At 66.9% G+C, this 10980-nt stretch carries 13 protein-coding genes and 1 riboswitch; of the genes, 6 read left to right on the forward strand and 7 right to left on the reverse strand.

Annotation, left to right across the window (positions count from 1 at the left end; all coding sequences use genetic code 11):
- Positions 1-316 (forward strand): ATP-binding domain-containing protein (locus tag G3N99_RS26030; RefSeq protein ID WP_206123823.1); only part of this gene is annotated, 316 nt, incomplete at its 5' end.
- Entirely contained in the window at positions 313-717 is a 405-nt protein-coding gene (gene arfB / locus G3N99_RS26035; RefSeq protein ID WP_174935044.1) for an alternative ribosome rescue aminoacyl-tRNA hydrolase ArfB, read from the forward strand. The genes G3N99_RS26030 and arfB, both read left to right, overlap by 4 nt.
- Positions 718-774: 57 nt before the next feature.
- Here arfB and G3N99_RS26040 read toward each other — a convergent pair whose 3' ends face one another.
- The 5 genes from G3N99_RS26040 to thiC all read right to left on the reverse strand — a co-directional run bounded on the left by G3N99_RS26040 (position 775) and on the right by thiC (position 6409).
- Positions 775-2055: an EAL domain-containing protein gene (locus tag G3N99_RS26040; RefSeq protein ID WP_174945526.1), complete on the reverse strand. Its 1281-nt coding sequence runs from the start codon at positions 2053-2055 to the stop codon at positions 775-777.
- A 448-nt stretch (positions 2056-2503) separates the two neighbouring features.
- Complete coding sequence (locus G3N99_RS26045; protein WP_011351494.1) at positions 2504-3430, reverse strand: DMT family transporter; 927 nt, start codon at positions 3428-3430, stop codon at positions 2504-2506.
- Positions 3431-3573: 143 nt separating this feature from the next.
- Positions 3574-3822, reverse strand: coding sequence for a hypothetical protein (locus tag G3N99_RS26050; RefSeq protein ID WP_174945471.1), 249 nt, complete (start codon positions 3820-3822; stop codon positions 3574-3576).
- A gap of 190 nt (positions 3823-4012) precedes the next feature.
- Positions 4013-4225, reverse strand: coding sequence for a glycine zipper 2TM domain-containing protein (locus G3N99_RS26055; protein ID WP_011351496.1), 213 nt, complete (start codon positions 4223-4225; stop codon positions 4013-4015).
- Positions 4226-4477: 252 nt separating this feature from the next.
- Positions 4478-6409: a phosphomethylpyrimidine synthase ThiC gene (thiC, locus tag G3N99_RS26060; RefSeq protein WP_174951975.1), complete on the reverse strand. Its 1932-nt coding sequence runs from the start codon at positions 6407-6409 to the stop codon at positions 4478-4480.
- A gap of 124 nt (positions 6410-6533) precedes the next feature.
- Positions 6534-6650: riboswitch (TPP riboswitch) on the reverse strand.
- 272 nt (positions 6651-6922) lie between these two features.
- Between thiC and G3N99_RS26065 the strand changes: the two genes are divergently transcribed.
- From G3N99_RS26065 to G3N99_RS26075, 3 genes are all read left to right on the forward strand, one after another.
- Positions 6923-7198, forward strand: a complete 276-nt coding sequence (locus tag G3N99_RS26065) for a pentapeptide MXKDX repeat protein (RefSeq protein WP_011351498.1) — start codon at positions 6923-6925, stop codon at positions 7196-7198.
- A 92-nt stretch (positions 7199-7290) separates the two neighbouring features.
- Positions 7291-7923 (forward strand): cytochrome b/b6 domain-containing protein, encoded by a 633-nt coding sequence (locus G3N99_RS26070; protein WP_174987341.1) that lies wholly within the window; start codon positions 7291-7293, stop codon positions 7921-7923.
- Between the two features lie 29 nt (positions 7924-7952).
- Positions 7953-8741, forward strand: coding sequence for a molybdopterin-dependent oxidoreductase (locus tag G3N99_RS26075; RefSeq protein WP_174935034.1), 789 nt, complete (start codon positions 7953-7955; stop codon positions 8739-8741).
- A gap of 82 nt (positions 8742-8823) precedes the next feature.
- Here G3N99_RS26075 and G3N99_RS26080 read toward each other — a convergent pair whose 3' ends face one another.
- Together G3N99_RS26080 and G3N99_RS26085 are read right to left on the reverse strand one after the other, a co-directional pair.
- Entirely contained in the window at positions 8824-9105 is a 282-nt protein-coding gene (locus G3N99_RS26080; RefSeq protein WP_174945477.1) for an XRE family transcriptional regulator, read from the reverse strand.
- Complete coding sequence (locus G3N99_RS26085; RefSeq protein ID WP_206123825.1) at positions 9102-9455, reverse strand: type II toxin-antitoxin system RelE/ParE family toxin; 354 nt, start codon at positions 9453-9455, stop codon at positions 9102-9104. The genes G3N99_RS26080 and G3N99_RS26085 overlap by 4 nt, the downstream gene beginning before the upstream one ends.
- 493 nt (positions 9456-9948) lie before the next feature.
- Between G3N99_RS26085 and G3N99_RS26090 the strand changes: the two genes are divergently transcribed.
- A partial coding sequence (locus tag G3N99_RS26090; protein ID WP_206123824.1) for an EamA family transporter occupies positions 9949-10980 on the forward strand: 1032 nt, incomplete at its 3' end.

A 10980-nucleotide genomic window follows, 5' to 3' on the forward strand; every position in this document is an offset into this window, starting at 1 on the left:
CCGTGCGGACGGCACCGCGCGCGCTGTGTCGCCGGCCGCGCTGCCGCCGCACGAAACCGCGTTCGCGCTGACGGTCCACAAGTCGCAGGGCTCGGAATTCGACGAAGCCGCGCTCGTGCTGCCGGCGTCGTTCGGCCGCGTGCTGACGCGCGAACTCGTCTATACGGCCGTCACGCGTGCTCGCACGCGCGTGCAGGTGATCGGGCCGCGGCGCGTGCTGGCGCAGGCGGTTGCGACGCGTACGCAGCGCGATTCGGGGCTCGCGGCACGCGTCGACGAGGCGCTTGCCCGGCGCCGCATGGAGGCTTCGCGATGATGATCCGCTATACGCTCGATCCGGCCGAAGTCGAATGGACGGCCGTGCGCGCGCAGGGCGCGGGCGGGCAGAACGTGAACAAGGTGTCGAGCGCGATCCACCTGCGCTTCGATATCCGCGCGTCGTCGCTGCCGCCCGTCATCAAGGAGCGGCTCCTCGCGCTGTCGGACCAGCGCATCACGCGCGACGGCATCGTCGTGATCAAGTCGCAGGAATATCGCACCCAGGAGAAGAACCGCGAAGCCGCGCTGGCGCGACTCGATGCGTTGATCAGTGGCGTTGCATTCACGCCGCGCTCGCGGGTCGCCACCCGGCCGACGCGTGCGTCGAAGGAACGGCGGCTCGAGCACAAGTCGCGCCGCAGCGTGGTGAAGTCGGGCAGAGGGAAGGTGATCGACTGACGAATGGATGAGGGGCGCACGACTGGCGCGAGCGTCAGTCGTGCGCCGTCGCGCCGGTTAGCGCATCACGGTCCCGGCGCTGTCGAGTACGAAGTCGACGCAGAACACGACGAGCCGGCTCTGCGCGCGGATCGCGACGGCGGCCGTATAGCAGTCGCGGCCTTCCGTCAGCGAGAAGTGCGGGCCCATCAGCGCGACGCGTCCGGGCGCGGCGATCGCGCGCTGGAAATACGGGCGTCGCGACCAGTTGCTGTGGGTTTCCGGGAACAGCGGTGAGAGGCGGGTGACGCCCGCCTGACCGTCTTCGGCGCGCGCGCCGATCGACGGCAGGAACTGCTCGCCGGTTTCGTCGGTGACGAACACGCGGCGCGCGGCCGGTACTGCGAACACGCGCTGCGCGGCGTCCTGCAGGTTGCCGCTGGCAGAAAACGCGGCCGCGCCGGTCAGCACGAGCCGCTCGATCGCGTCGAAGCCCGGCTGTTCGGCGACGACCGGCGTGTGCCGGCGCGCGATGAAGCGCTGCCACGCGGCGTCGAGCATCGCGGGTGCCGCCGCGCTGGCATGGGCGATCGATGCATCGGGCTGGCCGAACTGGAAACCCTGCACGAAATCGATGTCGGCTTCCATCAGCGCCTGCAGCGAGTCGTCGCTCTCGACGCCCTCGGCGAGCACCATCGCGCCGGCCTGATGCAGCATCGAGACGAGGTGATGCATGATGCGGCGATCCTCGGCCGAACCGGTCGAGCGTACGACGAGCGAGCGATCGAGCTTGACAATGTCGGGTCGCGCGCGCCACACGCGGTCGAAGTTCGAAAATCCCGTGCCGAAGTCGTCGATCGCGATCAGGAAGTCGCGATGCTGGATCATGTCGATCGTGCGGGCGAGCGCGGCTTCGTCGCGCGCGGGCTGTTCGACGACTTCCAGCACGATGCGGTTCGGCGGCAGCGAGTAATGCCGGCACAGCGCCTCGACGAATTCGCGCTGCACGAGGCCCGAGTCGAGCACGCGCGGCGTGACGTTCAGGAACAGCCAGCCGTCGCCGATGCCTTGCGCGACGAAGTTGGCCGTATGCAGGCAGCGTGCGAGCCGGTCGAGCAACAGCGCGTCGGCATCGGCGCGCGTCTTCTCGAACAGTGCGGCGGGCGAGATCAACGCGCCGTTCGAATCGACGACGCGCAGCAGCGCTTCGTAACCGACGACCCGCTTGTGCGTGATCGACAGCACGGGCTGAAACACGCTGCGTAACGTCGTGGTGCGATAGGTGGCGACCCAGCCGCCGGGCGTCGGCGTGAGACGTTCGAGCAGGGAGTCGAGCGAGAGGTCGCGGGCGGGCTTCATGTCAACGGTGCCCGGTGTCGAGCGGCGGAACGGCAGCGCGCCGCCACGCTGAAGCAGTCGCACGCGCCGGCGGACGCGAAAGGACGTGGGACATCGAGACCGCCTTCTGCGGGTAAGTGTTCGGAGTGTAACGGGAACGCGGCCGCTCGCGTATCAGGGAAACTCCAGACGCACGCGGGAATGCGGCTGCGGCCGGCGCCGCCCGCATGCGCGCCGCGCATGACCGCCGCGTAGCGTTGGGCGTCGCCGCCGCACATGACAATCCGGCGGCATGGCATGCGGGGTGACGCGGGAAATCCCGGCGGCCGGCAAGCGGTGAGCGGAGGCCGCCGTCAGAGGAATACCGGTCGCGCTGCGGTACCCTCCACGGCGCGGCGGTGAACGGCCGGCGCCGGGACGTCAGGCTTCACGGCCCGACCGAGGGCGGCGCGTGCACCCGGACGAATCGTCAGGTGGCTTCGCCGCTGCGCGGCCGGATTCCGGGAATCCGCTTGATCACGCCGGTGGCGAGCGCGGTGCCGACGAGCACGATCGCACAGCCTTCGATCATCACGGCCGACACGTGTTCGCCGAGGAACAGCGCGCCCCACAGCAGCCCGAACACGGGGATCACGAACGTCACGGTAATCGCGCGGGCGGGGCCGATGTGAGCGATCAGGTAGAAGTAGATGAAATACGCGATGCCCGTGCAGGCGACGCCGAGGGCGAGCACCGAGCCCCACGCGTGCGCGCTGACCGGCGCGGCCGGCCAGGTGGCGATCGCGAACGGCAGCAGCAGGATGGTCGAGCCGATCATGGAGCCGGTTGCGTTGACGAGCGGATCGACGCCGGTCAGCTTGCGTTTCGTGTAGTTGGCCGCGATGCCGTACAGCAGCGTCGCGCCGAGGGCGGCGGCGGCAGCGAGTGCAGTCGCGGTGGCGCCCGTTTCGCCGTGCGCATTCGCGATCTGGTTCCACACGAGCGTGAGTACGCCGGCGAAACCGATCACGAGGCCGAGCGCGCGCGGCAGCGACAGCTTGTCCTTCAGCCATACGTAGGCCACGAGCGCGCCCCAGAGCGGCGTCGTCGCGTTGATCACCGACGTCACGCCGGCCGACAGCGTCAGTTCGGCGAACGCGAACAGGCAGAACGGGATGCCCGAGTTCAGCGCGCCGACGACGAACAATGGCCACGCATGGCGGCGCAGCCGGGCGCCGAGATCGGCGGGTTTGAAGCGCGTCAGCGCGAAGCCGGCGAGAAACAGCGCGCCGATGCCTACCCGCAACGCCATCAGCGGTGCGACGCCGAGATCGACGACGCCGATCCGGATAAACAGGAACGACGCACCCCACAGGGCAGCGAGCACGGTCAGCAGAAGGGCGTTCTTGGCGGACATCGATCGTGAAGGGCAGGGACGGGATGCGAAGAATCTTACACCCCGTTACCTCGCCATCGTTTCACGTTTCGATGAAATGGCAAGAAACGGGAAGGTCGCCGGTGGCCGGCGTGGGGCGGCCGCCTGCCGGCGGTCGTGCCCGATCAGTGATGGCGCCAGCCGCCGCGTCCGCCGAAGCCGAAATTGAGCGAGAGCGCCGGTCCCCAATAGCCGCCCCATGCGGGTGCATAGGCCGGTGCCGGATAGTAATAGGCGGGGCCCGGATCGACGTAGACGGGGGCCGGCTGCACCGGTGCAGCCGTGTAATAGCCGCCAGGATAATAGCCGTACGGGTAGTAGCAGCCGGCGAGCGTCACGCAGGCGAGCGCCGCGGCGACGAAGGTCCTGTTCATGATGTTTCTCCGGCGGAGCCGGCAATCGGCAGATGCTTAAGCTTAGGCCGCGCGCCGATGACACGGTGTGCAAAACGGTAACGGATCATTTCCGCGCAGGCGGCCGGCACGTTGCGGCGCCGCATGCGAAAACGGCGCTTCCGCACCGCGAAAACGCCGTCTGGCTGACTGTCGCGGCGCGCGGCGCCGCTTACTTGCCGACCTGGTTACCGATGATGCCGCCGGCCGCTGCGCCGCCCAGCGTCGACAGCGCGCTGCCGCCGATCGCCGCGCCGGCGACGCCGCCGACACCCGCACCGATTGCCGTGTCGCGCTGGCGTCTCGACATCGAGTCACAGGCCGACAGGCTGGCCACGGTCGCGACGAGCAGCGCGCAAATCCCAATACGCCGTATCGAATTCATGATCGTTGTCCTTGCGGTTGTGAACAGAGGACACGCGACCGGCCGGCGGCCGCGCATGAACCCAATCTACGCGCCGTCCCCCGGCGCTGCTGTAAGGACTTGTTAAGGCTCGCGCGGTTTCGTAATGAATTGTTTCGGGTGGTTTTTCCGTCAGCCGGCAGGCACGCAGCATGCGCAAAAAAGCCCGCTCGAAAGCGGGCTTCGTGCATTGCGCAAGGCGATCCGGCGGGGATCGCCGGACCGCGCGTTCGCTTACTGACGGTGATAGATCTCGGCGCCGGTCTTGACGAACTCGACCGCCTTCACTTCCATCCCCTTCTTCAGCGCTTCGGTTTCCGACACGCCCTGCTGCGCCGCGAACTCGCGCACGTCCTGCGTGATCTTCATCGAGCAGAAGTGCGGGCCGCACATCGAGCAGAAGTGCGCGACCTTGGCGGAATCCTTCGGCAGCGTTTCGTCGTGGAATTCGCGCGCCTTGTCCGGATCGAGGCCGATGTTGAACTGGTCTTCCCAGCGGAACTCGAAGCGCGCCTTCGACAGCGCGTTGTCGCGCACCTGCGCGCCCGGATGGCCCTTCGCGAGGTCGGCGGCGTGCGCGGCGAGCTTGTACGTGATGATGCCTTCCTTCACGTCGTCCTTGTTCGGCAGCCCGAGGTGTTCCTTCGGCGTCACGTAGCACAGCATCGCGGTGCCGAACCAGCCGATCATCGCGGCGCCGATGCCGGACGTGATGTGGTCATAGCCCGGTGCGATGTCGGTGGTCAGCGGCCCGAGCGTGTAGAACGGCGCTTCCTTGCACCAGTCGAGCTGGAGATCCATGTTCTCCTTGATCAACTGCATCGGCACATGGCCGGGGCCTTCGATCATCACCTGCACGTCATGCTTCCATGCGATCTGCGTGAGTTCGCCGAGCGTCTTCAGCTCGCCGAGCTGCGCTTCGTCGTTCGCGTCGTAGATCGAGCCGGGGCGCAGGCCGTCGCCGAGCGAGAAGCTCACGTCGTACGCCTTCATGATCTCGCAGATCTCTTCGAAGTGTTCGTACAGGAAGCTTTCCTTGTGATGCGCGAGGCACCACTTCGCCATGATCGAGCCGCCGCGCGACACGATGCCGGTCATCCGGTTCGCGGTGAGCGGCACGTACTGCAGGCGCACGCCCGCGTGGATCGTGAAGTAGTCGACGCCTTGCTCGGCCTGTTCGATCAGCGTGTCGCGGAAGATTTCCCAGGTCAGGTCTTCAGCCTTGCCGTTGACCTTTTCCAGCGCCTGGTAGATCGGCACCGTGCCGATCGGCACCGGGCTGTTGCGGATGATCCACTCGCGCGTTTCGTGGATGTGCTTGCCGGTCGACAGGTCCATCACCGTGTCGCCGCCCCAGCGGATCGCCCACGTCATCTTGTCGACTTCCTCGCCGATCGACGACGTGACGGCCGAGTTGCCGATGTTCGCGTTGATCTTCACGAGGAAGTTGCGGCCGATGATCATCGGCTCGGATTCCGGGTGGTTGATGTTCGCGGGGATGATCGCGCGGCCGCACGCCACTTCCGAGCGCACGAATTCCGGCGTGATCTCGGCCGGCGCGTTCGCGCCGAAGGCCGCTGCGCCGAACGCCTGGCCCGGGTGCTGGCGGCCCATCATCGCGGCGAGCTTCGCGCCGTTCGGGCCGCTGGCCTTCAGGCTCTCGAGGTACTCGGCGCGGCGCTGGTTCTCGCGGATCGCGATGTATTCCATTTCCGGCGTGATGATGCCCTGGCGCGCGTAGTGCATCTGCGAGACGTTCTTGCCGGCCTGGGCGCGGCGCGGGTTGCGGTGCAGGCCCGGGAACCGCAGGTCGGCGGTGGCCGGGTCGGCCGCGCGCTCGAGGCCGTAATCGCTCGACAGGCCGCCGAGTACTTCGGTGTCGCCGCGTGCCTCGATCCAGCCCTGACGCAGCGCGGCCAGGCCTGCGCGGATGTCGATCTTCGCTTCCGGATCGGTGTAGGGGCCCGACGTGTCGTACACGTAGATCGGCGGATTCTTTTCGCCGCCGAAGCCGGTCGGCGTGTCGGCCTGCGTGATTTCACGCATCGGCACGCGGATGTCGGGCTGGGAGCCGGTTACATAAACCTTGCGGGAATTCGGCAGCGGGGCGACGGCCGCGGCATCGACATGAGCGTCGGCGGACAGAAACTTCGGATTGGCGTTCATGCAATCTCCTGTGTGAGCGCCGGACAGGCGCTTCGGCGCTTGCCCGGAGCCCTTGACGTATGTGGGGCTCGAGCTAAGCAGGAGACGAGGCTTGGTGAGGCGGCGGATTTCGTCAGAAGGATGGCGGCGAAATCCGTACGCTTCCCTGCGCTGGCATTATCCAGATCAGGTTCAAAGGGTATTTCTCACCCGCAATGCCGGTTGTTTGACCGGGCGCATTGCAGGACCCCCGCGTTAGCAGGGCACACGATACACTGGCTTGGCGGCGGTTTCAACCGGGAGAGGATCGGCTGCCCCGGTGCGGCCGCAGCATGGCGGGCGTTACGATGGCCCGTCGAAATGGCAGCGCGCGTCGCCGCCGCATGGCCCCACGGCTCGTCCCGCCGGGGCGACGCGGTGCAACATGGCGCGCTTTCGCGCAACCTCAAAAAAAATTTTCGCAGCGGCTGTCATTTCCCGCGACGTCGTCCGTCTATTCGGCTCCTTAAACCCATGTTGTTTTGGAGAGATGTCATGAAAAAAGTACTGATTGCCGCTTGCGTCGCCGCTTTCGCCACGATCGCCACGGGCGCGTATGCGCAGAACGACGCGATGTCGCAGCCGGGCTCGTCGATGTCGAAGGACGCGATGGGCCACGACGCGATGGCCAAGGATGCAATGGGCCATGACGCGATGAAGAAGGACGGCATGAAGAAGCATGCGATGAAGAAAGACGCGATGAAGAAGGACGCGATGTCGCACGACGAGATGGGCAAGCCGTCGGGCGACAAGATGGCGCCGTCCAACTGACGGAGGCGGACGCGGCGCGGCCGGCGCGTGCGTCGCACGGCGGCCGCCCGCATTTCGTCCCGTCCCGTCGACTCATTCCGGGAGTCTTCATCATGCAAACCGTTCCCGCCACCGGCCGCGCGGCCGCCACGCCGCCCGCGCGCCCGATCCATCCGCTGTGGGTGCGCGCGAGCCACTGGCTCAACGCGCTCGCGGCGATCCTGATGGTGCTGTCCGGCTGGCGCATCTACGACGCGTCGCCGATCTATCCGCCGTTCACGTTTCCGCATGGCCTCACGCTGGGCGGCTGGCTCGGGGGCGCGCTGCAATGGCATTTCGCGGCGATGTGGCTGCTCGTCTTCAACGGGTTGTTCTACCTGACGATGTCGATCGCGACGGGGCGCCTCGCGCGCAAGATGCTGCCCGTCACGCCGGCGTCGATCTGGCGCGACGTCCGTGCCGCGCTGGGCGGGCGGCTGTCGCACGCCGACCTGAGCGTCTACAACGCGGTGCAGCGTGCTGCGTACCTGACCGCGATCGTCGATCTCGTCGTGCTGGTGCTGTCGGGGCTCACGATCTGGAAATCCGTGCAATTCCCGCTGCTGCGCGAATTGTTCGGCGGCTACGACAACGCGCGTGTCGTGCACTTCTGGGCGATGTCGCTGCTCGTCGCATTCATCGTCGTTCACGTCGCGATGGCGCTGCTGGTGCCGCGCTCGCTGCTCGCGATGCTGCGCGGGCGCTGACCCGTCAACTTCGGGTGAAGGAAATCATCATGTCGGAATCCGAATACAAGCGCGACGGTTCGCGCTGGACGCTCGACCGGAAGTCGCTCGAACTCGACGTGCGCCGCGAGCTCGAGATGCCGTCGCGGCGGCTGTTCAACCGGCGCGTGCTGACGCTCGGCGGCCTGACGATGCTGACCGGCTGTACGCTGAAGGACGATGCGTCGGTCAACACGTTCCTCGAGAAGGTGTCGCGCATGAACGACCGCGTGCAGGCCTGGCTGTTCAGCGGCGAGCGGCTCGCGCCGACCTACACCGAAGCCGATATCACGCGACCGTTCCCGTTCAATGCGTACTACGGGATCGACGACGTGCCGCACGTCGATGCGTCGACCTATCGGCTCGTGCTGTCCGGCCGCGTGACGGGCAAGCGCGTGTGGACGCTCGACGAACTGTATGCGCTGCCGCACGCGGAACAGATCACGCGGCATATCTGCGTGGAAGGGTGGAGCGCGATCGGCCGCTGGGGCGGCACGCCGTTCGGTGCGTTTCTCGCACGCGCCGGCGCCGATACGCGGGCGAAGTACGTCGGCTTCAAATGCGCGGACGATTACTACGAGAGCATCGACATGCCGACCGCGCTGCATCCGCAGACGCTGCTCGCGTTCGAGTACGACGGCCATCGGTTGCCGCCGGAATTCGGCTTCCCGATGAAGCTGCGGATGCCGACCAAGCTCGGCTACAAGAACCCGAAGCACATCATGGAGATCTTCGTGACCGATACGTTTCCGGGTGGCTACTGGGTCGATCAGGGGTACAACTGGTTCGGCGGATCGTGAGCGGTCCGGGCGTGCGATGCCCGACGCATGTGCGCGCCGCGATGCGTCGGGCATCGCGGCATCGCCCGTGACGCGTCACGCGTCACGGGGATTCGCGCACCTGGAGGTCGACGCGCAGGCCGACGGCCGCCGCCATGTTCACGAGCGCGTCGAGTCCGAACAGGTTGATCTTGCCGCGCATCAGATCGGAGACGCGCGGTTGCGTGACACCCAGCTGTTTCGCGGCCTGGGCCTGACTGAGCTCGAGCTGTGCGATGCGCTGCTTGAGCGCGATCATCAGCTCGGATCGCAGCTTCATGTTCTCGGCTTCGGCCGGCTGGCCCTCGATTGCGTCCCAGACGCTTGAATAACGTTCGTTGGTCATCGTTTCCTCTCCATCGTCAGCGCGCGATAGCGCCGGGCGGCCAGTTCGATATCGGCCCTGGTCGTGCGCGCCGATTGCTTCCGGAAGCAATGAAGCACGTAGACGGCGTCGGCGAATGTCGCGACGTAAATGATCCGGAACGCGCCGCTCGCATCGCGCAGGCGAATTTCCCGCACGCCGACGCCGACGGTACGCATCGGCTTCCAGTCATCGGGCGCCAGGCCGCGTTGCACCTGATCGATCTGGTGACCGGCTTCGCGTTGCGCGGGCAACGGAAAGCCGCGAAGATCGGCTAGCGCGCTGCCGACGAAAACAACCGGCTTCGGCGGAAGAATGTCTGAATTATACAAAATTTTGTATGGGTGGTGCGGGTTTCGAAAGAGGGCCGCGCAGCGCAGGAGGCGCGTGAGCCGACCGTTACGATAAGGGGGAAGCGCTGGCCGGCGTGCAGGACTGGCCGTTCGGCCGATGGCGACGGATGGGCGTGGAGGGCGGGTCGGATTGACACCCCGGCAACGCGTCCGGGTTGCGTATCCGGCCCCCGATTTCACCCGCCTGCCGGCCGAAAAATGTCGCGCGGAAACATCATTCGTGATCCTTTCAGACTGGTCCGATGATGCTTTCGAATCCTTGATGCCATAATGCCGAGCGTGCGCAGCCGAAACGGTTGCGCGCGTTTTTTTGTCCCTCTGCCGCCGCTTGCCGGTTCTCTTTCGTCGCCGTTCGCACTGCCATGTCGTTCCGCACGTTCGCTCTGCCTTCCCGGTCCCGCCAGGGCCGTTTGCCGGCATCGCCGGCGTCTTTCAGCGGAGCACGCGGCGTGACGTGCGGGCAGGCTGCGCAATGACGCCGCTCGACCGTCTCCTCGATTTCTTCGCCCGCTTCTCGTTCCGGATCCGCCTGCCGCAAAGCCGCAGCGGCCGCGTGGCGCTGGCGCTCGTCTTCATCTATTTCGTCTGGGGTTCGACCTACAGCGGCCTGCATTTCGCGCTGCAGTCGTTCCCGCCGCTGCTGCTGTCGGGGCTGCGCAACCTGCTCGGCGGGATCGGCCTGTTCATCTTCGCGCTGCGGCGCAAGCCCGAATGGCCGACGCTGCTCGAAATTCGCAATGCAGGGATCGTCGGCACGATGCTCGTCGCGCTGTCGTCCGGCACGATCGCGCTCGGGATCAGCTCGGTCAGCAGCGGCTCGGCCGCGGTGATGGTGGCCACGGTGCCGCTGTTCGCGACCGTGATCGCGGCGGTCGCCGGGCGGCCGGTCACGAAAGGCGAGTGGGGCGCCGTCGCGCTCGGGATGGTCGGCATCGTCGTGCTGAACTCGGGCGGCGCGGCCGCGCAGAATTCGGCGCTCGGCACGATCTGCGTGCTGGCCGGCGCCCTGTTCTGGGCCGGCGGCGCGCATCTCGCGACGCGGCTCAAGCTGCCGTCCGACCTGTTTCTGTCGACGTCGCTGCAGATCGGCCTCGGCGGCATGATCTCGACGCTCGTTGCCTGGCTGATCGGCGAACGCATCGAGCACGTGATGGTGGGGCCGGTGTTCGCGTTCCTGTACCTGATGGTGTTCTGCACGATGGCCGCGTACGTCGCGTACGGCTACCTGATCCGCCACACGAGCCCGATCATCGCGAGCAGCTGCATGTACGTGAACCCGATCGTCGCGGTTGCGCTCGGTGCGCTGCTGCTCGGCGAGCCGGTGACGATGGCGACGGTGGTCGCAACCGTCGCGATCCTCGGCAGCGTCGGGCTGTCGTTCGTGTTCGATCCGGCGCGCCGGCCCGCGGCACGTGCGGCTGCCGCCAGTTCGGCGGCCGCGGCCGCCGCGTCCACGGCGGAGGTTGCAGCGGCGTCCGAACAGATCGAGACACCGGATGCCGCG

It is taken from the genome of Burkholderia sp. Ac-20392 (assembly GCF_017104585.1).
Classification (GTDB): Bacteria; Pseudomonadota; Gammaproteobacteria; order Burkholderiales; family Burkholderiaceae; genus Burkholderia; species Burkholderia lata.

Bases quoted from the DNA above. Each gene is read 5' to 3' on its own strand.
- G3N99_RS26065 (WP_011351498.1), top strand. From the start codon at position 6,923: ATGAAAAAAGTACTGATTGCCGCTTGCGTCGCCGCTTTCGCCACGATC.
- G3N99_RS26050 (WP_174945471.1), bottom strand. From the start codon at position 3,822: ATGAACAGGACCTTCGTCGCCGCGGCGCTCGCCTGCGTGACGCTCGCC.
- G3N99_RS26070 (WP_174987341.1), top strand. From the start codon at position 7,291: ATGCAAACCGTTCCCGCCACCGGCCGCGCGGCCGCCACGCCGCCCGCG.
- G3N99_RS26045 (WP_011351494.1), bottom strand. From the start codon at position 3,430: ATGTCCGCCAAGAACGCCCTTCTGCTGACCGTGCTCGCTGCCCTGTGG.
- G3N99_RS26080 (WP_174945477.1), bottom strand. From the start codon at position 9,105: ATGACCAACGAACGTTATTCAAGCGTCTGGGACGCAATCGAGGGCCAG.
- arfB (WP_174935044.1), top strand. From the start codon at position 313: ATGATGATCCGCTATACGCTCGATCCGGCCGAAGTCGAATGGACGGCC.
- thiC (WP_174951975.1), bottom strand. From the start codon at position 6,409: ATGAACGCCAATCCGAAGTTTCTGTCCGCCGACGCTCATGTCGATGCC.
- G3N99_RS26075 (WP_174935034.1), top strand. From the start codon at position 7,953: ATGTCGGAATCCGAATACAAGCGCGACGGTTCGCGCTGGACGCTCGAC.
- G3N99_RS26040 (WP_174945526.1), bottom strand. From the start codon at position 2,055: ATGAAGCCCGCCCGCGACCTCTCGCTCGACTCCCTGCTCGAACGTCTC.
- G3N99_RS26055 (WP_011351496.1), bottom strand. From the start codon at position 4,225: ATGAATTCGATACGGCGTATTGGGATTTGCGCGCTGCTCGTCGCGACC.